At 72.8% G+C, this 20212-nt stretch carries 16 protein-coding genes and 1 pseudogene; 10 read left to right on the forward strand and 7 right to left on the reverse strand.

The window, feature by feature from the left end; genetic code table 11:
* Positions 1–53: 53 nt before the first annotated feature.
* A complete protein-coding gene (locus AXW62_RS28180) occupies positions 54–1205 on the reverse strand; it encodes an XdhC family protein (RefSeq protein ID WP_060946992.1) in 1152 nt (383 codons plus the stop codon).
* A gap of 50 nt (positions 1206–1255) precedes the next feature.
* Here AXW62_RS28180 and AXW62_RS28185 point away from each other — a divergent pair, with 50 nt between their 5' ends.
* The 4 genes from AXW62_RS28185 to AXW62_RS28200 are packed head-to-tail and all read left to right on the forward strand — an operon-like array spanning position 1256 to position 5658.
* A complete protein-coding gene (locus AXW62_RS28185; protein ID WP_060946993.1) occupies positions 1256–1858 on the forward strand; it encodes a (2Fe-2S)-binding protein in 603 nt (200 codons plus the stop codon).
* On the forward strand, positions 1855–2856 hold the full coding sequence (locus AXW62_RS28190; protein ID WP_060946994.1) for an FAD binding domain-containing protein: 1002 nt from the start codon (positions 1855–1857) through the stop codon (positions 2854–2856). The genes AXW62_RS28185 and AXW62_RS28190 overlap by 4 nt, the downstream gene beginning before the upstream one ends.
* Entirely contained in the window at positions 2853–5015 is a 2163-nt protein-coding gene (locus AXW62_RS28195) for a xanthine dehydrogenase family protein molybdopterin-binding subunit (protein ID WP_060946995.1), read from the forward strand. Before AXW62_RS28190 ends, AXW62_RS28195 begins: the two co-directional genes overlap by 4 nt.
* A gap of 10 nt (positions 5016–5025) precedes the next feature.
* Positions 5026–5658 carry a TetR/AcrR family transcriptional regulator gene (locus tag AXW62_RS28200; protein WP_060946996.1) on the forward strand — a complete coding sequence of 211 codons (633 nt, stop codon included), beginning with the start codon at positions 5026–5028 and terminating at the stop codon, positions 5656–5658.
* A gap of 245 nt (positions 5659–5903) precedes the next feature.
* Here the strand turns inward: AXW62_RS28200 and AXW62_RS28205 are convergent, their stop codons facing one another.
* From AXW62_RS28205 to AXW62_RS28215, 3 genes are all read right to left on the reverse strand, one after another.
* Positions 5904–6512: a hypothetical protein gene (locus AXW62_RS28205; protein ID WP_060946997.1), complete on the reverse strand. Its 609-nt coding sequence runs from the start codon at positions 6510–6512 to the stop codon at positions 5904–5906.
* Between the two features lie 168 nt (positions 6513–6680).
* The gene (locus AXW62_RS28210) at positions 6681–7955 is read right to left on the reverse strand and encodes an acyltransferase family protein (RefSeq protein WP_060946998.1); all 1275 of its coding nucleotides are present in this window, start codon (positions 7953–7955) and stop codon (positions 6681–6683) included.
* Positions 7952–10291 (reverse strand): glycosyltransferase, encoded by a 2340-nt coding sequence (locus AXW62_RS28215; RefSeq protein ID WP_079105893.1) that lies wholly within the window; start codon positions 10289–10291, stop codon positions 7952–7954. Before AXW62_RS28215 ends, AXW62_RS28210 begins: the two co-directional genes overlap by 4 nt.
* A 728-nt stretch (positions 10292–11019) precedes the next feature.
* Between AXW62_RS28215 and AXW62_RS28220 the strand changes: the two genes are divergently transcribed.
* The gene (locus AXW62_RS28220; protein WP_252368766.1) at positions 11020–11940 is read left to right on the forward strand and encodes an FAD-dependent monooxygenase; all 921 of its coding nucleotides are present in this window, start codon (positions 11020–11022) and stop codon (positions 11938–11940) included.
* Positions 11941–11949: 9 nt separating this feature from the next.
* The gene (locus AXW62_RS46165) at positions 11950–12201 is read left to right on the forward strand and encodes a hypothetical protein (RefSeq protein ID WP_252368767.1); all 252 of its coding nucleotides are present in this window, start codon (positions 11950–11952) and stop codon (positions 12199–12201) included.
* A gap of 99 nt (positions 12202–12300) precedes the next feature.
* Here AXW62_RS46165 and AXW62_RS28225 read toward each other — a convergent pair whose 3' ends face one another.
* Both AXW62_RS28225 and AXW62_RS28230 read right to left on the reverse strand, forming a co-directional pair.
* Complete coding sequence (locus AXW62_RS28225) at positions 12301–13155, reverse strand: ABC transporter permease (RefSeq protein WP_060946999.1); 855 nt, start codon at positions 13153–13155, stop codon at positions 12301–12303.
* The gene (locus AXW62_RS28230; protein WP_060947000.1) at positions 13152–15836 is read right to left on the reverse strand and encodes an alpha/beta fold hydrolase; all 2685 of its coding nucleotides are present in this window, start codon (positions 15834–15836) and stop codon (positions 13152–13154) included. Before AXW62_RS28230 ends, AXW62_RS28225 begins: the two co-directional genes overlap by 4 nt.
* Before the next feature lie 168 nt (positions 15837–16004).
* On the opposite strand from AXW62_RS28230, the gene AXW62_RS28235 reads away from it, so the two are divergent.
* Together AXW62_RS28235 and AXW62_RS28240 are read left to right on the forward strand one after the other, a co-directional pair.
* On the forward strand, positions 16005–17273 hold the full coding sequence (locus AXW62_RS28235; RefSeq protein ID WP_079105894.1) for a VWA domain-containing protein: 1269 nt from the start codon (positions 16005–16007) through the stop codon (positions 17271–17273).
* Positions 17273–18124 (forward strand): hypothetical protein, encoded by an 852-nt coding sequence (locus AXW62_RS28240; RefSeq protein ID WP_060947002.1) that lies wholly within the window; start codon positions 17273–17275, stop codon positions 18122–18124. The genes AXW62_RS28235 and AXW62_RS28240 overlap by 1 nt, the downstream gene beginning before the upstream one ends.
* 103 nt (positions 18125–18227) lie before the next feature.
* Here AXW62_RS28240 and AXW62_RS28245 read toward each other — a convergent pair.
* Positions 18228–18764, reverse strand: a pseudogene (locus tag AXW62_RS28245) (TerD family protein); the annotation flags it as partial.
* Between the two features lie 153 nt (positions 18765–18917).
* Here AXW62_RS28245 and AXW62_RS28250 point away from each other — a divergent pair.
* Entirely contained in the window at positions 18918–19286 is a 369-nt protein-coding gene (locus AXW62_RS28250; RefSeq protein WP_060947004.1) for a BlaI/MecI/CopY family transcriptional regulator, read from the forward strand.
* A gap of 197 nt (positions 19287–19483) precedes the next feature.
* Complete coding sequence (locus AXW62_RS28255) at positions 19484–20194, forward strand: M56 family metallopeptidase (protein ID WP_306305077.1); 711 nt, start codon at positions 19484–19486, stop codon at positions 20192–20194.
* Positions 20195–20212 lie beyond the last annotated feature (18 nt).

Below are 20212 nucleotides of genomic sequence, written 5' to 3' on the forward strand. Positions count from 1 at the left end.
CATTCGGGCCGGGAACCATTGTGACGATCTCCGGCCCGGGCCGTGAGCCCGTCTCAGCCTCCGGCCGCCGGCCGCATCGGCTGTTGGCGGTGGATGCTGCCGCTCAGGGAGGTCAGCCGGGTGCCGCTGCCGCCCCAGCGGTCGGCGATGATCTCGGCCGCGATGCTGACGGCGGTCTCCTCCGGGGTACGGGCGCCGAGGTCCAGGCCGATCGGCGAGGCGAGCCGGGCCAGCGCCTCCTCGCCGAGTCCGGTGGCGCGCAGCCGGCGGAGCCGGTCGTCATGGGTGCGGCGGGAGCCCATGGCGCCGACGTAGGCCAGCGGCAGGCGCAGGGCCACCTCCAGCAGCGGCACGTCGAACTTCGGATCGTGGGTGAGCACACAGACCACCGTGCGGTCGTCGGTCCGGCCCGCCTCCGCCTCGGTGCGCAGATAGCGGTGCGGCCAGTCGGTCACCACCTCGTGCGCCTCGGGGAAGCGGCGCGCGGTGGCGAAGACCGGCCGGGCGTCGCACACGGTGACGTGGTAGCCGAGGTACGCGCCGATCCGGGCCATGGCCGCCGCGAAGTCGACGGCGCCGAAGACCAGCATCCTCGGCGGGGTGGCGTGGACCGAGACGAACAGGGTGAGTTCCTCGTCCATGCGGGTGCCGTCGTAGCCGTAGCGCAGGGTCTCGGTACGGCCGCCGGCCAGCAGTCCGCGGGCGTCCTCGGCCACGGCCGCGTCCAGCCGCCCGGAGCCGAGGGACCCCGAGGTGCCCTCGGGCGTCACGACCAGCCGGCGGCCCAGCCGCCCCTGCGGGTCGGCTCCGTCGACGGCCACGCAGATCACCTCGGCCACCGGCTCCCCGGCGGCCACCGCCGTGGCCACCTCGCCCAGTTCGGGGAAGCCCGCCGGGTCGATCCGCTCCACGTAGACATCGATGACGCCGCCGCAGGTCAGCCCGACCGCGAAGGCGTCGTCGTCGCTGACGCCGTAGCGCTCCAGCACGGGCCTGCCGCCGGCGGTCACCTCCTGGGCCAGTTCGTATACGGCGCCCTCGACACAGCCGCCGGAGACGCTGCCGATCGCCGCGCCGTCCGGCCCGACCAGCATGCTCGTCCCGGGCGGCAGCGGCGAGGAGTGCCAGGTCGCCACCACCGTGGCGCGGGCGAACGGCTCACCCTCCGCCCACCACCGGTGCATCTGAGCTACGACGTCTCGCATGGAATCCGAATCCCCTCGCCCGCGATGTAAGAGGTTGATACATTCAATGTATGAGCCTCTCACATCAATCACCGAGCAGCGACATCACCTTGCGGATCAACGGCACGCCCCACTCCATGACCATCGACAACCGGACGACCCTGCTCGATGTGCTGCGCGAGCGGCTGGGGCTCACCGGCTCCAAGAAGGGCTGTGACCACGGTCAGTGCGGGGCCTGCACCGTGCTGCTCGACGGTGAGCGGGTGAACAGCTGCCTGATGTTCGCGGTGACCGCCGAGGACCGGGAGATCGTCTCGATCGAGGGGGTGGCGGATCTGGCGGACGGCGAGGCGCTGCACCCGGTGCAGCGGGCGTTCCTCGACCACGACGGGCTGCAGTGCGGCTACTGCACCCCGGGCCAGATCTGTTCGGCCATCGGGGCGCTGGGCGAGGCCGGTCGCGGTTGGCCCAGCCATGTCACCGAGGACATCGCCGCCGGGGTGGCGGACGCCTCGGCGCTGGACGCGCGGGAGGTGCGCGAGCGGATGAGCGGCAACCTGTGCCGCTGCGGGGCGTACAACGGCATCGTGGAAGCCGTGCTGGAGGCCGCGGGCGCCCAGGGCCCCCAGGACACCGCCACCGCCGCCACGAGCGCAGCCGGAGGCGCCCGGTGAAGGAGTTCACTTACGCCCGTGCGGGCGACGCCGCCGAGGCGGCCGCGCTGATCGCCGACCGCCCCGACGCCGTCTACCTCGGCGGGGGCACCAATCTGGTGGACCTGATGAAGCTCGGCGTCACCGGCCCCGGGCTGCTCGTCGACGTCTCCCGGCTGCCGTACGACCGGATCGAGCACCGCGACGACGGTTCGGTGCTCATCGGTGCCACCGTGCGCAACGGCGATCTGGCGGGCGATCCGGGCATCCGCGCCCGGTTCCCGCTGCTGGCGCAGGCGCTGCTGGCCGGGGCCTCCGGGCAGCTGCGCACGGTCGCCACGGTGGGTGGCAACCTGCTGCAGCGCACCCGCTGCGGGTACTTCCAGGACGTGACCAAACCGTGCAACAAGCGCGAACCGGGCACGGGGTGTCCGGCCATCCAGGGCGCGCACCGCGATCTGGCCGTACTGGGCACCTCCGGCCACTGTGTGGCCTCCCACCCCTCCGACATGGCGGTGGCGCTGGTGGCGCTCGACGCGGTGGCGCATGTGCGGTCCGTGGACGGCGGCTCGCGCACCGTGCCGGTGGCCGAGCTGTACCTGCTGCCCGGGGACACACCGCACAAGGAGACCGTCCTGGACCACGGCGATCTCATCACCGCCGTGGAACTGCCCCCGCCGCCGCACGGCGCCCGGATGCGCTACCGCAAGGTGCGTGACCGCTGGTCGTACGCCTTCGCGCTGGTCAGCGTCGCCACCTCGGTGTCCGTGGCCGATGACGGCTCGCTCCGGGACGTGCGGATCGCGCTCGGCGGGGTGGCGCCGCGGCCGTGGCGCGCCCGGGTCGCCGAGGAGCGGCTGCGCGGCGGCCGGCCGGACGAGGAGGCGCTGCGCGAGGCGGCGCGGGCCGAGCTGGCCGATGCGCGCCCGCTGCCGGACAACGCCTTCAAGGTCGATCTGGCCATTGATCTGATCGTCGCGGGCGTCCGCGACCTCGTCGCGAGGAAGGATCGCGCATGACCACCGTCGAGCGATGCGTCGGCGCCCCGATGACCCGGGTCGACGGCCTGGACAAGGTGACCGGCGCGGCGCGCTACGCCTATGAGTTCCCCACACGGGACGTGAGCTATGTGTGGCCGGTCCAGGCGACCATCGCCCGCGGCCGGGTGACGGAGGTGGACCCGGCCCCCGCGCTGGCCCTGCCCGGGGTGGTGACGGTGCTCGACCACACCAACGCCCCGCGGCTGAACGCCGAGGCGCCGGCCGGCGCGGACCTGTTCGTGTTGCAGTCCCCCCGGGTGGCCTACCACGGCCAGATGGTGGCCGCCGTGGTGGCCACCTCGCTGGAGGCGGCCCGCGAGGGCGCGGCGGCCGTCCGGGTGAGCTATGAGCGGGAGCCGCACGATGTGGTGCTGCGCGCCGACGACGAGCGGCTGGAGATCGCCGAGACGGTGACCGACGGCAGTCCGGGCCTGGTCGAACGGGGCGACGCCGACGCCGCGTGGGCCGCCGCCCCGGTGCGGGTGGACCGGACGTACACCACCCCGGTCGAGCATGTGAGCCCGATGGAGCCGCATGCCACCATCGCGGTGTGGGACGAGGAACGGCTGACGCTGTTCAACTCCGACCAGGGTCCCTACATGAGCGCGCAGCTGATGTCCGCGCTGTTCGGGATCGAGCTGAGCGCGGTGGAGATCGTGGCCGAGTACATCGGCGGGGGCTTCGGGTCCAAGGGCATTCCGCGCTCCCCGACCGTCCTGGCGGCGCTGGCCGCACGGGCCGTCGGACGGCCGGTGAAGATCGCCCTGACCCGGCAGCAGATGTTCCAGCTGATCCCCTACCGCTCCCCCACGATCCAGCGGGTGCGGCTGGGCGCCGAGCGGGACGGCCGGCTGACCGTGATCCAGCACGAGTCGGTGCAGCAGCGGTCGGCCCTGGTGCCGTTCGCCGACCAGACGGTGTCCTCGACGCGGATGATGTACGCGGCGCCCAACGCCCGCACGACGGTCAAGGTGGCGCCGCTGGACGTGATGACGCCCGCCTGGTTCCGCGCCCCCGGCCACACCCCGGGCATGTACGCGCTGGAGTCGGCCGTCGACGAGCTGGCCGAGGCGCTGGGCATGGACCCGATCGAGCTGCGGATCCGCAACGAGCCGGAGACCGACCCGGACAGCGGCAAGCCGTTCAGCAGCCGCGGCCTGGTGGAGTGTCTGCGCACCGGAGCGGCGCGCTTCGGCTGGGCGGACCGCGATCCGGCGCCGGGGAGCCGGCGCGAGGGGCCCTGGCTGATCGGCACCGGTGTGGCCGCCTCGCACCACCCGGACTACACCTTCCCCTCCTCCGCGGTGGCGCGCGCCGAGGCCGACGGGACGTACCGGGTGCGCATCGGCGCGGCCGACCTCGGCACGGGCGCCCGCACCGCCCTCACCCAGGTGGCGGCCGACGCGCTGGGCATTCCGCTGCCGCGGCTGCGGCTGGAGATCGGCCGTGCGTCGCTGGGCGCGGCGCCGTTCGCGGGCGGTTCGCTCGGCACCGCCTCATGGGGCTGGGCGGTGCACAAGGCGTGCCGTGCGCTGCGGGAGGAGCTGGACACCTACGGGGGTGTGGTCCCGGACGGCGGTCTGGAGGTGCGGGCCAGCACCACCGAGGACGTGGAGCGGCGGGCGGATCTGTCGCGGCACACCTTCGGGGCGCAGTTCGCCCAGGTGCGGGTGGACGGCGACACCGGCGAGGTCCGGGTGGACCGGATGCTGGGGGTGTTCGCGGCCGGGCGGATCGTCAATCCGCACACCGCGCGCTCGCAGTTCCTGGGGGCCATGACGATGGGTCTGTCGATGGCGCTGCTGGAGGTCGGTGAGGTCGATCCGGTCTTCGGCGACTTCGCCAACCACGACTTCGCGGGCTATCACATCGCCGCCCACGCCGATGTCCCGAAGCTGGACGTGATGTGGCTGGAGGAGACTGACAACACCTCCAACCCGGTGGGCGCCAAGGGCATCGGCGAACTGGGCATCGTGGGCGCGGCGGCGGCGATCGCCAACGCCTTCCACCATGCGACCGGAGAGCGGGTGCGGGACCTGCCGATCCGCGTGGAGCGTTCGAGGGAAGCGCTGCGGGCGGCCCGTGCCGCCGGAAAGCACAGGCCAGGGGCCGGAGGGCCGGAGCCACGAGTCGGGTAGGGTCAGCCGGATGGCACCCACCCGGAGGGGACGCGCCACCTACCACCACGGCGATCTGCCCGCCGCGCTGGTGCGGGCGACCCTGGAGATCATCGACGAGGTCGGGGTGCGCGGTTTCTCCGTGGCGGAGGCCGCGCGCCGCACCTGTGTGAGCCCCGGCGCGCCCTACCGCCACTTCGCCGACCGTGACGCGCTGCTCGCGGCCGCCGCGCTGGAGGTCTCGCGGCGGCTGCGGGCCATCTACCTGGAGACCGTGGCCGAGGTCGGGTCGGCTCAGGAGCGGCTGGCGACGGTGGCGGGCAGTTTCGTGCGCGCGGCCGCCCGCTACCGCGGCGGGCTGGACATCCTCTTCGCGCCGGGGCTGCGGGCCGCCCATCCGGAGCTCCAGGAGAGCAGCAGGGAGTTCGTGGCCCTGCTGCTGCCGAGCGCCTTCGAGGTGATCGCACCGGGCGAGGGGGCGGAGGCCGCCGTCGCGCTGCTGGACGCCCTGAACGCGCTCGCCCGCGGCTATGTCGCCCAGTTGCTGGAGGGCAAGTTCGGCGATCCGGAGGAGGTGGCCGAGGACGTGGCCACCCGTGCGACCCGGGCCGCACGGGTGCTGGTGGCGGGTTACGGCCTGCCGTCCGGGCCGGCCGACGGGTAGGGCCGGCCGACGGGTAGGACCGGCCCGCTGACGAGGGGACAGGGCTTCCCGTTCCGCTTGTCGTTCTCCGTCTCGCTCCGTCTCGGCGCGCCCGCCGTCGGTGCGGAACGCAGCGGAGGAAGCCCGGTCCGCGGCGCCTGCCGCTCCGCACCGCTGGAGCGGTCCGGCGGCGCCCCCGGCCCCAGCCGCAGTCCCAGTCCCAGCCGCGGTCTCAGCCCCGCCCGGCCCCGGCTTCGGCCCCGGCCTCAGCCGCCGAGCACACCGCCGAGCCCGCCGAGCACCCCGCCGAGGGTGTCCCCGACACCGTCCACCAGACCGCCCACCAGGCCCTTGCCGTGCCGACCGCGCTCCTGGTGGGTCTTCGACGGCTGGCTGGGCCGCTGCGAGGGGGTGGTCGGGTCGGTGCTCGGGGTGGTCCGGTCCGGCGTGGAGGGCTCCTCGGTGACCTGGTCGTTGCGCTGCGCCGGGGTGGAGGCCGCCTGGGTGGGCGCGGCCTTGGAGGGAGTCGCGTCCGGGGTGGTGTGGCGCGGCCCGCTGCCGTCTGCGTCCGTACCGCCGCCACCGGGGGTGGCGGCGGCGTCCGTGTCATCGGAGTCATCGGAGATGAGCTTCGGCTTCGCGGATTCGCTGGGCGCGACATGGCTTCGCGACGGTGTGTCGTCGACGGTGGGTCCGATGTCCGGCGCGTGGTCCTGCTGGGTGCTCACATCGGCGCGGGCCTGGGCGGACTTGTCACCGCCGAGCGTCGCGTGGAGGCCCAGGGCTATGGTTCCGGCCACTCCGAGGGCGGTGGCCGCCTTCAGCGTCGTGGCACGCGCCTGCTGCGTGGCGGTCGGTCGGCTGTGTCGACCCATTGTCGCTGCTCTCCCCGTTGTGGCATGGGTGGGACGTGGTGCGCCGGACGACCCGGCCCGCAAGGGAACGAACGCCCGACGCACAGGTTTACGCCGTAAAGAACGAGCCAGATGATAACCTCCGCCCCCCGGTGCGCGGCCACCCGCGCACCGGGGAACGTGCGTTCCTCACTGCCGCGCGGCCTCCGGGTAGAACTCACGGGACCGGCCCTGGCCGTCCTTGAGCTTCCCCAGCAGGCTCGCCGGGTACTCGATGGCCCAGTAGCTCACCGTGGCGGCGGCCACGGCCACCACCAGCACGATGACCACGGCCAGCGGGAAACCCTGCTGGCCGTCGGGAGGCAGCAGCCCGGCGTTGTACAGGGCCAGCATGATCGGCTCATGCCAGACGAAGAGGCTGTAGCTGGCCAGGCCGACCCCGGTGAGCCAGCGGGCCGTGAGCCAGGAGTGCCACCGGCCGCGCCGCCGCACGTGGATGGTGCTGTACAGCAGCACCATCCACAGCAGGGCGGACAGCGGATGGAAGAAGGTGGTGGGGAAGTCCTCCGCCTCCGTACCGCACAGCGACAGCAGGTACAGCCCCGCGAGGGCGGCCACCCGCAGCGGGACCGCCACCTTCCCGTCGAGCCGTCCCCGGTCGCCGAGGGCGACCATCAGCACGGCGAGGCCCATGCCCACCGCGAACCCGCCGAAGCGGGCCTGCGGTCCGAAGTACACCGGCCATTCGGTGTGCGGTATCTCCAGGCCGTAGCGGGCCACGGCGATCCACACGAACGGCCCCATGTACAGCACGGCGCATCCCGCGGCGCACACCGCCACCCGGGAGGCCCTGCGGCGCAGCGGACGGCAGGCGCGGACGGCCAGCGGCCCGAGCACCACCATCGCCAGATAGAACATGATTTCCAGCGACAACGACCAGGTGGGGCCGATCGTGTAGAAGATCTGCTCCCGGTCGAAGACCTGGGTGAAGGTGAGATGGCGCAGCAGATCGGACCACTCACCGGGCAGGGTCGGGTTGCGGGTGGCCCAGATGAACGAGATGGCCAGGAAGTACAGCGGGACGATCCGGATGGCCCGCCGGAAGAGGAACACCCGGCCGGGGCGGGTCGAACCCCCGTCGATCGCCGCCCGCGCGTAGGACAGCGTCAGCAGATAGGCGGACAGGACGAAGAAGAGGTCGATGACCTCCAGCGACACCAGCGCGTTGGCGTACCGGTTGGGCACCGGTGAGTGGGCCCCGTCCCGGTCGTAGGTGAAGTACTGCTGCCAGACGTGGAAGACGACCGTGAGGAGCGCCGCCATTCCCCGGAAGCCCTGGAGCTCCGCGTTCCTGCGGTTCGCGGAGGGCGCGGCCTTGGCGGGCGGGCTGGTGGCGGGCGTGTCCTTCGGCCGCGGCCGGCCGTTGACCGCGGTGGGGGCGACCGCCGTGGACACCGTGCTCATATCCGCTTCACCGCCTTCTCACCGGGCCGCGGGGTGACCCGCCACTGGCGGTCCCGCAGCACCTCCTTGAGGAGGGACTGGCGGGCCACGATGTTCTTGAAGTGGCTGTAGAAGAAGGTCGACACCAGCAGGTACCGCCAGAACCAGGCTTTGCGGCGGCGCAGTTCGGGCACCGCGAGCCGCCAGGCGAACAGCGCCTGGACCACCCCGGCGGACAGGGTGAACAGCGTGGCCAGCAGGCAGACCGGCACCGCCCAGTCGAGCTGGTCCACTCCCCCCGCGCGCCACGCGGAGTACAGCAGCACGGGCAGGATCTGCAGGGTGAGCCACGGCTGCAGCTCCCGCCAGCCCAGCAGCACCAGCAGGCCCGCCTTCTGGCGGCGGGTGAAGGCCGGGGAGCGCAGCGCGCGCCACAGGTACTTGAGCGACACCTGGAGCCAGCCCTGTGCCCAGCGCGACCGCTGGTTCCACAGCGCCTTGAGGGTGGTGGGGGCCAGCTCGCGGGAGATGAGCGTGCGGTCGGTGGCGATCCGGGCGCCCTCGTGCAGGGCGCGCATCGAGGAGTCGATGTCCTCGGTGAGCATCGTGCCGTGCATCCGGGTCCGGGCGAGCAGATCGGTGCGCCAGAAGCCGTTGGAGCCGCCGAAGACACCGAAGGTGTAGAGCCGGGTCCGGCCCGGGTGGCTGACCGCGTAGATGGCCTCGAACTCCACGCCCACCAGCTTGGAGACCCAGGAGCTCTCGCCGTTGCGGATCACGCAGTGGCCCTGGACCACGTCGTAGCCGTGGGAAAGCCAGTGCCAGGCGTGCTGGAAGGCGTCCGGGGCCGGGTGGTGGTCGGCGTCGAAGATGCCGACGAACTCACCGCGCACCCGGGTGACCGCGGCGTTGACGTTCTGTGCCTTGGAGGTGCTGCCCGCGACCGGCATCAGCACCAGTCGCGGATCGCGGCGGGCGATCTCCCGCAGGGTCTCCTCGACGGGCATGGGGTGCGGCGTGTTGTACGCGAGCACGATCTCCAGCTCGTTGGGGTACTCCAGGCGCAGAAACGACTCGATGGTGTCGACGATGGTCGCGGCCTCGTTGGGCAGGTACGCGGCGATGACGGCGCTGGCCGGCGGATACGGCTGCGCGGGCCGTTCGGGCCGGGGTTCGGCGTCCAGCGCGAAGAGGCACTCCAGCACGATCAGCCCGGCGGAGAGCACCAGACCGGACACCACCACCCAGTAGGCGGCCGAGCCGATGTCCCAGCCCAGCTCGTACATCTGCTGGTAGAAGACGAAGGGGATGCCCACCCCGAACAGCAGCACCAGTAAGGGCGAGAGCGCCGAGAGCAGGGCGCGCAGCGCGGCGGCGAGGGGACGGCGGCGGCGACGGTGGCTGCCGCGCATCCACGCCGCGTACTTGACCGGCCGCAGATCCCGGTGGCGGACCGACTCGTTGACCGCGTTCCGGGCGGCCGCGACGGCCTGGGCGCGGTCCGCGCAGTCGGCCAGCGGGGTCCATCCGATCGCCGGGGTCAGCCGTACGTTCTCGTCGGCCACCACGAAGCGGGTCCCGGCCACGGCGTTGGCGAACTTCTGCAGTTCGCGGCGCGCGGTGTCCTCGTCCACACCGGGCATCAGCATCAGCAGATGGCCCTCGTCGTCCCAGCCGAGCCGGTCGCAGACGCCGCCCAGCTTCTCCGCCACTCCCGCGAGGCGTTCGGCGACCTCCCGGCGCACCCGCGGCCCCAGCCGGGCTTCGAGTGCGGCTATCTCGGCGACACCGACCATGGCGACGACACCGCCGCTGCGGCTGTCGTCGACACGTTTGAGTTCCCGGTCGAGTTCGCCCAGGAAGTGGGGTTGGGAGTACAGGCCGGTGCGCGGGTCGAGCAGCAGGTTCTCGACGGGAACCGGGACCCGGCGCAGCTTGGCCTCGATCCGGGCGGCGAGTTCGACGGGGTCGGAGTCGTCCGGCAGGCAGTCGTCGGCGCCGCCGCGCAGCATGTCGGCGACGGCGGTGGGGCCGCTGCCGGAGGTGACCATGAGCAGGGGGAGCGCCCGTCCCGCGGGCACGGAGCGGACTTCGCGTATCACCTCCAGTCCGTCGTGGGCGTCGTCCAGGGCGACGATCGCGTCCGGAGGGGACTGCCGCATCCGGTGGCCGACCTCGCCGGGCACCGCGTGGCTCACCTCGTGCCCGGTGGAGACGAGTGTCCGGGTCAGCCGATCGAGTCCGGGTCCCGGTGTGCCGACCGCCAGCACATGCCCGCCCGTACCCGCCACTTCACCGCGAGCGGCGGGTACGGGCTGGTGTGGTTCGCGTGATCGTGGGTGGTGCGAAGTGAGCACCTCAGGGTTCCTTTCGTGGGAAGACGTGCGTCACCGAACGGGCCGTGGGCGCGCGGAGGTTCCGGCCAGGGTCATGACAGACCGCGGGGCCCGTACGCATGCGCGTACGGGCAGGCCGGAGGGCAGCGGCACCGGGATGGCCGGGGCGATCCGCCGTTCGGTGGGTGGGAGGCCGTTACGCCGCGGCCGTGGCCGAGCCGCGCGGGAAGAGGTGAGGTCTCCGGCGGGATCTCGGGCAGATGAGCGCGACGGCGGCAGGGCCTCTGGACACGCGGAGGTGCTCCAGCGAGTAGCGCATAGGGTCCCATCCTGTTCGGATCGTGGGGGGCGGACCGAACGTCACCAGTGCGAGTGGACCGGTCTTTTGGGCTGACCGGTCGGAAACTCCAGTCTCAACGATCACTACAGAACCACACAACACATCGAAGTAACACTCTCATTAATCAATGAGTGAGGTGCGCATACCGGGCGCACGACCGTGCCGGCCGCCTTCCTCGCTTCGTCGACATGTCGCCACCTCTGCCGGGGGCCGCGCCGACCCGCGCCGACCCGCGCCGACGGGTCATCGGTGCGGTATCGGTACGTGTCGGTGCGGCGTGGGTTCGGCATCGGTACGGCGTGGCTGGTCAACGGCGTCGGCGTCGGCGCCGCGTCGGTGGGGTGTCGGTGCCCGCGGCCAGTGTTGCGCCAAGCGCGGATTGGTCGCTGAACACGGAAGGGACACCACCATGCCCACTACCCGAGTGCTGATTTCCGGGGCGAGTATCGCGGGACCCGCCCTCGCCTACTGGCTGGACCGCTACGGCTTCCAGGTCACGGTCGTGGAGCGGGCCGCGGGCCCGCGGCCGGGGGGACAGGCGATCGACGTACGGGGCCCGGCGCTGGAGGTGTGCGAGCGGATGGGGGTGCTGGAGGAGATCCGGGCGCGCCGCACCGGGCTGCGCGGCATGTCGGTGGTCGACGACGCGGGACGGGAGCTGTTCCGCACCACCGGACACACCGCCAGTGGCGGGGATCTCAGCCGCCCCGATATCGAGATCCTCCGGGACGACCTGTCCTCGGTCCTCCTCGCCGCGGGCGGCGACGGGATCGAGTACCTCTTCGGCGATGCGATCGCCTCGCTCGCCCAGGGCCCGGACGAGGTGGCGGTCACCTTTCACCGGGGCCGGCCGCGCACCTTCGACATCGTGGTGGCGGCCGACGGGGTGCACTCCTCCACCCGGGCGCTGGTCTTCGGCCCGGAGGAGAACTTCATCCGCCATCTGGGCGGTTATCTGGGGGTGTGGACGGCGCCGAACTACCTGGGCCTGGACCGCTGGCAGGTCATCTACGAGATGTCCGGCGGTGTCGCGGGCGGCATCGTGATGAGTGTCCGCGACAACACCGAGGCCCGGGTCTACGTCGGCATCGAGTCGGACGAACCGCCCGCCCGGATCCTCGGCTCCCGGACCGTCTCGGAGCAGAAGCAGCTGCTGGCCGACAGGTACAAGGACGCGCGCTGGGAGATGCCCCGGCTGCTGGAGTACATGTGGGGGGCGCCCGATTTCCACTTCGACGTGCTGGCGCAGATCCACATGGACCGCTGGTCCCGTGGCCGAGTGGCCCTGCTCGGCGACGCGGGTTACTGCGGCTCGCCCATGGCCGGGTAGGGCTCCAGCGTGGCCCTGATCGCCGCCTACGTCCTGGCGGGCGAGCTCAGGGCCGCCGACGGCGACCACACCGCCGCCTTCGCCGCCTACGAGCGCGAGCTGCGCGACCATGTGACCGCCAGCCAGCAGCTCGCGCCGGCCCACAAGGCCCACCAGGAGGCATACCGCGCATCGGCCGGGCAGCAGCCCGACACCCACCCGACCAATATCGACGCCGCCTTCTACGAGGTGGTCGACTCCTACACCGTCAAGGACTACTGACCCGGCCGGGACGCCGTGGCCACGGTCACCGGCGCCCCGGCCCGGACGCCGTGGCCGCGGTCACCGGCCTCCGTGGGCGCAGCGCCTGGGACACCACGCCTAGGACACCACGTCCTTGCGGCCGAAGCCGCGGAAGGCGAGCGCGAAGAGCACCAGCGCGTAGGCGACGGACACCGAGACGCCCTTCACCATCCCGCCCCACTCCATATGGGGCTGGAGCGCGTCCGCCCAGGCGAACTGCCAGTGGGCGGGCAGGAAGTCGCGCCAGGAGCCGAGCGCGGTCACGGCGTCCAGCACATTGCCCACGATGGTGAGGCCCACCGCACCGCCCACCGCGCCCAGCGGCGCGTCCGTGACGGTCGAGAGCCAGAACGCCAGGGCGGCCGTGACCAGCTGGGACAGGAAGATGTACAGCACCACGAGGGCGAGCCGGAGAACGGCGTCCCCGGCGGGCAGCTCCCCGCCGGTGGGGATCCGCAGCGGCCCCCAGCCGTAGGCGGCGGTACCCACCGCGAGCGCGACCAGCGGCAGCAGCACCATGGCCGCGGCGCTGAACCCGAGGGCGACCGCGAGCTTGCTCACCAGCAGCCGGGTCCTGGGCACGGGCGCGGCCAGCAGATAGCGCAGCGAGGACCAGTTGGCCTCGGCGGCCACGGTGTCACCGCAGAACAGCGCCACCGGCACGACCAGCAGAAAGGCGGCGGAGACGAACAGCGCGGTGGCGGCGAGGTTGGCGCCGGAGGCGGTGGCGGTGTCCATCAGGCTGATCCGGTCGTCCCGCCCCTCGGGGGTGCCGCCGATGGCGAACGCCGCGACGAGGACGAACGGCAGCGCGGTCAGCACCACCGCCATCACCAGGGTCCGGCGCCGGCGCAGCTGCCGTACGGCCTCGACCCGCAGCGGCAGGGTGTGGCGGGCCCGGTAGCCGGGCGCGACCTGGGACAGGGTGCTCATGCGGATCCTCCTCCGATCAGCGTCAGGAAGGCTTCCTCCAGGCGCCGGTTGGGCCCGAAGCTGGTCACCGGGATCTCCAGCCGCACCAGTTCGGCCAGCAGCCGGGCCGGGGCGGCGCCGTCGAGCTGGACGAGCAGCCCGTCGGCGGTGCGGCGGGCGGAGGCGATGCCGGGCAGCGCGCTCACCTTGTCGACGAGGACCTCGCTCAGCTCGCCCTCGTGACCCACCAGCACACTGCCGCCGGTGCCGGTGATCTCGCCGACCGGTCCCGCCTGGATGAGCCGGCCCCGGTCCATGACGACCAGATGGGTGCAGGACTGCTCGACCTCCGCCAGAAGATGGCTGGAAACGATCACCGTACGTCCCGCGGCGGCGTACCGGATCATCACCTCGCGCATCTCGCGGATCTGCGGCGGGTCGAGGCCGTTGGTCGGTTCGTCGAGGATCAGCAGATCGGGCAGGCCCAGCATGGCCTGGGCGATGGCCAGCCGCTGCCGCATGCCCTGGGAGTAGGTGCGCACGGCGCGCTCCAGGGCGCTGCCCAGGCCCGCGATCTCAAGCGCCTCCTCGATATGGGCGTCGGCGGCGGGGCGGCCGGTGGCCCGCCAGTACAGCTCCAGGTTGGCGCGGCCGGTCAGATGCGGCAGGAAGCCCGCCCCCTCGACGAACGCGCCGACGCGGGAGAGCACGGGCGCGCCGGGCCGGACGGCCTGGCCGAAGACGCGGATCTCGCCGCCGTCGGGGGTGATGAGCCCCATCAGCATGCGCAAGGTGGTGGTCTTGCCCGCGCCGTTGGGTCCGAGGAGCCCGAGCACCTGCCCCTTCTCGACCCGGAAGGACAGGTCGCGCACCGCGTAGCGGTCGGCGGACCTGGCGTAGCGCTTGCTCAGGCCGGTGATCTGCAGGGGGACGTCGGCCAGCCCGGGGTCGGGCGCGGCAGCGGCCGTACGCCGCCTGCCGGTCAGCAGCAGCGCGAGCGCCACCACGGCTCCGGCCAGCGGCAGCCCCCACACCCATGCGGGCAGCGGGGCGGCCTGGGTGCGCACCCCGGGCGCGGTGGGGACCGTCAGACCGCCGTCCACGAGCCCGACCGTGTAGGTGGCGAGCTCGTTCGGGGAGGCATAACCGAGGTCGGTGGAGGCCAGGACGAGCCGCAGCCGGTGGCCCGCGACGAGCTCGTGGTCGACGGCGGGCAGCCGGACGGTGACGGTCCGGCCCTTCCCGGCGCCGGTGACCCGCAGCGGGGTGACGAGCTGCTCGGGCAGCACCTGCTGTCCGTCGGGGCCCACGTCGTAGACCTTGGCGAAGAGGACGGCGTCCTCCGTGTCCGCCTTCACTCGCACCCTGACCTCGGGCGATCCGGTGATCCGCAGGTTCCGGTCCAGCGGCGCCGAGTCGAACCGGGCGTACTGGCCGGGCACGTCGAGGGAGAGGCCGACACCGAGCGAGGACGCCTGGGACAGCCCGGCCACGCCCGGCACCGCGGAGACCGAAGGCGGGCTCGCCCCGGGCGGGTTGGCGAAGGACTGCTCACGTCCGCGCAGCGGCACCGTCCGGGTCCCGGCGTCCAGGCCCGGGTAGCGGTCGCCGGTGGCGCCGCGCAGCTGGACCGCGCCGTTGGTGGTGTCCACGCCGCCGGTACGGCTGATCCGGAAGGCGGGTCCGGTGTCGGTGCCCTTGTCGCCCCCCAGGTAGCGGTCGAACCAGGCGCGGGTGCGCGCCGCCACCCGCGCGGTCTCGCGGTCGCCGCCGTCATGTCCTCCGGCGGTCCAGTCGACGGCGACCGGCGCCCCGCCGGCCCGGATCGCCTTCGCCATGGCATCGGCCTGGCCGAGGGGGAAGAGCGAGTCGGCCTGGCCCTGGAGGATCAGCGTGGGGACCTTGATCCGGTCGGCGACGGCGGAGGGGCTGCGGGCCTCGAGCAGCCGGCGGTCGGCGGCGCCGGGCTTTCCGGCGACCGCGACCCGTTCGTACATCTCGCACAGCCGCTTCTCGAAGCGACCGCAGCCCCCGCCCCGCCGTTCCGTCCCGCCGTTCCCGCCGCCCCCGCTTCCCCCCTGGGCGAGGTCGGCCGATCCGGTGGTGAAGAACAGCCCGGCCCACAGCTTCTTGTAGACACCATTCGGGAAGAGCGCGTCGGCGAGGTTCCAGTAGGTGATCTCGGGCGCGATGGCGTCCACCCGGCGGTCGTACCCGGCGGCGAGCAGGGAGATGGCCCCGCCGTAGGAGGCGCCGGCGACGCCCACCCGGGGATCGCCGTGGCCGTCGAGCCGCACCTCGGGACGTTTCGCCAGCCAGTCGATGAGCCGCCGGACATCGGCCACCTCGTGGTCGGGGTCGTTGAGCCCGATCTTCCCGGTGGACCTGCCGAATCCGCGCGCCGACCAGGTCAGCACGGCGTATCCGTCGCGGGCCAGCTCCTCGGCCCGGCCCCGGACGTCGTCCTTGCTGCCGCCGAAGCCGTGACCGAGCAGCACCGCGGGCCTGCGGCCGGTGCCCGCGGTGAAGTACGAGGTGTCGATGCGCGCGCCCGGCATGTCCAGCACGCGGTCCTCGCGGTGCACGGACGGCGGGTCGCCGGGGGCGGCCACCGCCCAGGTGCCCGCGCCCACCAGGACGGCCGCTGCGGCCACGGCGGCGGCCAGGCGCCGGCCCCGCGGCCGGGTCTTTCGGAGATCCATGTCTGAACCCTAGAAGAGAGGAGGCGTACGCCGGAGCTGACACCAGACGGATTCTCGTCCCCTACCGGGGGAGTATCCGGCCACCTTCCGTACACCCGGCGCGGTATGTCCCCGGCCGCGGCCGCCGGGCTTTTGGACCCGTCAGATGATGATCCATAGGATGCGGCGGTGATCATAAAGAAACGTCTGGCGACAGGCGCATTGGGGCTGCTCGCTGCCCTCGCCTGCGGCCTGATATCCCCTTCCGCCGCCCTGGCCGATGAACCGGCGGCCGATTCTCCCAAGGTCGAGCTGGTGCTCGACGTCAGCGGCTCCATGCGGGCCCGCGATGTCGACGGCGACTCCCGGATGGCGGCCGCGAAACAGGCGTTCAACGAGGTGCTGGACGCCACGCCCGAAGAGGTACGGCTGGGCATCCGCACCCTCGGCGCCAACTACCCGGGCAAGGACCGCGAGGCCGGCTGCCGGGACAGCGAGCGGCTCTACCCGGTGGGCCAGGTGGACCGCACCGAGGCCAAGGCGGCGGTCGCCACGCTGCGCCCCACCGGCTGGACGCCCATCGGGCTCGCGCTGCGCGGGGCGTCCAAGGACCTCTCCGGGGGCGAGGGGACCCGCCGGATCGTGCTGATCACCGACGGCGAGGACTCCTGCGGTCTGCCCGACCCGTGCGATGTGGCCCGTGAACTGGCCGCCCAGGGAACCCACCTGGTCGTCGACACCCTCGGGCTGACGCTGGACCGCAAGGTCCGCGAGCAGCTCAGCTGCATCGCCGAGGCCACCGGTGGCACCTATACGGCGATCCAGCACCGGGACCAGCTCTCCAGCCGTATCAAGCAGCTGGTGAGGCGCTCCGCCGACACCCCCGTGGAGGCGCCCACACCGGTGCAGGGCGCGGCACAGTGCGCCAAGGCGCCGTATCTGGGCTCCGGTCTCTACAGCGACCGGGAGAGCTTCGGCGAACACCGCTGGTACCGGATGCGGGTGGCGCCGGGCCAGGAGCTGCGGGCGTCGGCCAGCGTGGCCGCGGACCGCGCCGTCGATCCCGACTACGGCGTTCTGCTGCGGGCGGTGACCCCGGGCGGCCAGGAGCTGGTGCGCGGCAGCGAGGCGGGCAGCGGCCGTACGGATGTCATCTCCAGCGGGCTGCGCTATCCGGTCGCCGACGCGGACGACGACGAGGACACCACCGCACGGACCGTATGCCTGGAGCTGAGCCAGTCGTTCTCCGCGCCCGCTTCGGTCAAGCGCACTCCGGGCCTCCCGGTGGAGCTGGCCGTCGATGTGGTGGACAACGACGACCAGCCCGCCGATGTGGCCGCCTTCGGCCTGGGCCGCGGCTGGGTGCTGCTGGCCGTGCTCACCGTGGGCGGGCTGCTCGTGGGGTTGCTGTGGGGCTGGCTGGCCCGCTGGCGCGTCACCGTCTGGAGGTCCAACTGATGCGAGCCCTGCGTACCGTGGGCGCCGTGCTCACCCTGTGCACCGCCGCCTGGCTGTCCGCCGTCGCCCCGGCGGCCGCGGACAGCGGCGACGGCAAGGACGGCAAGGACGCGCCCACCGAGGCGGGTACGAACTTCCGTACCGCCACCGAGATCGAGCCCGGCCAGAAGGCCACCGCGGCGGCCTCCACCGGCGACTATCTGTACTGGGTGTTCCCGGCCGCCGCCGGGCAGGTCCCCAAGGTCGAGGCGACGCTGAAACTGCCCGACGGTGCCAGCCGGCACGGCAGCGCCACCTGGCAGCTCGACGTCTATGACGGTCTGCGCCGCCACCAGCCGTGCGCCTCGGGGGCACCGGCCCGTAGGGCCGCCCAGCAGGACGCGTCGGTCACCGTCAGCTGCACCCTGCGCCAGGTGCGGTCCTGGTCCGAGCGCTGGGCCAACGACCCGCTGCAGGGCGCGTATTACGTGCGGCTCACCGTCGTCGACCTGCCCGCCCAGGACCTCGGGCTGCCGATCGACGCCGACATCGAGGCGTCGGTCCGGGACACCGGCGGGGCGCACGCCGACGGCGGGGACGTGACCCCGCTCAATCCGGCGCTGCGGGCCGGACCGGCCCCCGGGACGGACTCCGCGCAGGCGGACGGCGCGTCCCCGGACTCCGAGGACGACAAGGGCGGGGACGTCCGGCACGCGGTCGCCGAGCCGGAGGACGGCTGGGGCTCCGGCTGGTGGTCGGACCGCTGGGTGTGGACCGTGATCGGCGCGGCGCTGGCGGCGCTCGCCGGGATCGGCGGCTACACCCTCACCCGGGGGCCGCGCGCCCCGAGCCGCCCACCGATCGACGCTTGACCCGGTATCTGACCGGATGTCCGGAATCGGCGCGCGGTCCGCACGATGGCCGTGCGGACCGCGCGCCGATCCGGGTCCCGTTCGCCGGAGCGGAACGGGGCCTTCAGGAATAGTCCTTGCCCATGAGCCGCGCAAAGTCTTCGGGACCCGCGTCGAATCCGCGAATAGCGCTCTGAATTCCCCATTCCCCCGTATCGTCCCGGGCGAATACCGCGACCGTGGCGGCAGTGGCCGCCGAGACACCGGTGAAGTCGCTCTTCATGAGTTCGGCGTATCCGTCGAGAATGCGGACACTGGTGTTCGGAACATCCCCGAACGTCTTCCGTCCCGAGCGCTGCTGGATGGCTATCCCGACGACCACCCGCGAGTATTCGGACGACAGCCGTTCGAGCTCGAGGGTCATGGACTCGTCGGTACCCAGCCCCTGACCGGTACGGCTGTCCCTGTTGAGGTTGATGGTGCCGTCCGGTGAGCGGCTGTCGAAGTGGACGAGGTACGCGGGCTCGCCGTACGGATCGGCGGCGCGGTACGTTCCGGCCACGATGTCGAGATCGTTGGGCGGCTCACCGGTGGGGCTCGGATCCCACTTGAGCGCCACCTCGATTTTCCGAAGCCCCTTGTTGAGACCAGTCACCCGGACTTCCCTTCCCTGGAACCGCTGAGATGTTGAATGCGCGTGCCGTCAAGCCTATCGCGGGCAGGGCGAGTTGAGGTTTTTCCCACCGCCGCGTGCGGCGCCCCGCCGAGGGGTCTCTACTATGGGCCTCCGTACTAACGGCGGAAGGAAGCGTCCATGCGACGGTTGGGGGAGCTCGAGGCGGAGATCATGGACCGCCTCTGGGCTTGGCAGCGTCCCACCACGGTGCGGGAGATCGTGGACGACATCAACGAGCACCGCCCGGTCGCCTATACCACGGTGATGACCGTCGCTTCCATCCTCTACAACAAGGGCTGGCTGCTGCGCGCCAAGGAGGGCCGGGCCTGGGTGTACTCGCCGGTCCGCAGCCGCGAGGAGTACACCGCCGCCCTGATGGAGGACGCGCTCGGCACCAGCCAGGACCGCTCCGCCGCCCTCACCCACTTCGTCGAGCAGATGGGCCCGGAGGAGGTCAGCGCGCTGCGCAAGGCGCTGCGGGCCGCCGGACGGCGGACCCGGGCTTGACCGCCGCGCTCGCCCTGGGCTGCTATGCCGCCGTGGTCGGCACGGTCGCCCCGAAGGCGCTGGCGCGCAGCGCCTGGCCATATCGCGCGCCCGCCCTGGCGGTTGCCGTTTGGCACGGGTTGGCCCTTTCGTTCACCATCGCACTGACTCTGACCGCTTATCACCTCGTCACCCCAACTTGGCATCTTCATAGCGGAATGTCCGGCTTGCTCCGCTTCTGTGGGCTGACGCTCGACGCCCGGATCCCCGGCACCGGCCCGGTCGGCGTACCGGCCGTCGCGGTACCGGCCGCGGTGGCACTGCTCCCCCTCGCCCGCTTCGGCCACGAACTGCTGCGGGCCCGGCGCGTCCGCGACCGCCACCGCGTCGTCCTGGACCTGGTCGGGCGGCGCTCGGCGCGGCTGCGCGCCACCGTCCTGGACCACGACACGCCCGCCGCGTACTGCCTGCCCGGCCGTCGGCCGCGGATCGTCGTGAGCGCGGGCGCACTGCGGCTCCTCTCCCCCGCGCAGCTGGAGTCCGTACTGGAGCACGAGCGCGCACACGTCGCGGGCCGGCACCATCTGGCGCTGGCGGCCACCGAGGCGTTCGCCCGGGTGTTCCGGTGGCTGCCGCTGGCGCGCGAGGCCAGGGCGCAGACGGCACTGCTGCTGGAGATGGCCGCGGACGACCGGGCGCTGCGCCGCCATCCGCGCGAAGCGCTCGCCTCGGCCCTGTACACGATGGCGGCGGGCCGGGCGCCCAGCGGCGCGTTCACCGTGGGCGGGCCGGGCGCCGCGGTGCGACTGCGGCGGGTGTTGGCGGCCCGGCGGCGCCCGCATCCGGCGCTGTGCGGCCTGATGACGGCGGCCGCGGTGGCGGCACCTCTGCTGCCCCCGCTGCTCGGCTGCACCCCCGGGCTGGGGTAGCGGCCCCCGGGCCGAGGC

This window comes from Streptomyces hygroscopicus subsp. hygroscopicus (assembly GCF_001553455.1).
GTDB lineage: Bacteria > Actinomycetota > Actinomycetes > Streptomycetales > Streptomycetaceae > Streptomyces > Streptomyces hygroscopicus.

Coding starts and splice junctions, on each gene's coding strand:
- AXW62_RS28240 (WP_060947002.1), top strand. CDS start 17,273: ATGCGAGCCCTGCGTACCGTGGGCGCCGTGCTCACCCTGTGCACCGCC.
- AXW62_RS28210 (WP_060946998.1), bottom strand. CDS start 7,955: ATGAGCACGGTGTCCACGGCGGTCGCCCCCACCGCGGTCAACGGCCGG.
- AXW62_RS28185 (WP_060946993.1), top strand. CDS start 1,256: ATGAGCCTCTCACATCAATCACCGAGCAGCGACATCACCTTGCGGATC.
- AXW62_RS28205 (WP_060946997.1), bottom strand. CDS start 6,512: ATGGGTCGACACAGCCGACCGACCGCCACGCAGCAGGCGCGTGCCACG.
- AXW62_RS28180 (WP_060946992.1), bottom strand. CDS start 1,205: ATGCGAGACGTCGTAGCTCAGATGCACCGGTGGTGGGCGGAGGGTGAG.
- AXW62_RS28200 (WP_060946996.1), top strand. CDS start 5,026: ATGGCACCCACCCGGAGGGGACGCGCCACCTACCACCACGGCGATCTG.
- AXW62_RS28255 (WP_306305077.1), top strand. CDS start 19,484: ATGTCCGGCTTGCTCCGCTTCTGTGGGCTGACGCTCGACGCCCGGATC.
- AXW62_RS28225 (WP_060946999.1), bottom strand. CDS start 13,155: ATGAGCACCCTGTCCCAGGTCGCGCCCGGCTACCGGGCCCGCCACACC.
- AXW62_RS28195 (WP_060946995.1), top strand. CDS start 2,853: ATGACCACCGTCGAGCGATGCGTCGGCGCCCCGATGACCCGGGTCGAC.
- AXW62_RS28220 (WP_252368766.1), top strand. CDS start 11,020: ATGCCCACTACCCGAGTGCTGATTTCCGGGGCGAGTATCGCGGGACCC.
- AXW62_RS28250 (WP_060947004.1), top strand. CDS start 18,918: ATGCGACGGTTGGGGGAGCTCGAGGCGGAGATCATGGACCGCCTCTGG.
- AXW62_RS28230 (WP_060947000.1), bottom strand. CDS start 15,836: ATGGATCTCCGAAAGACCCGGCCGCGGGGCCGGCGCCTGGCCGCCGCC.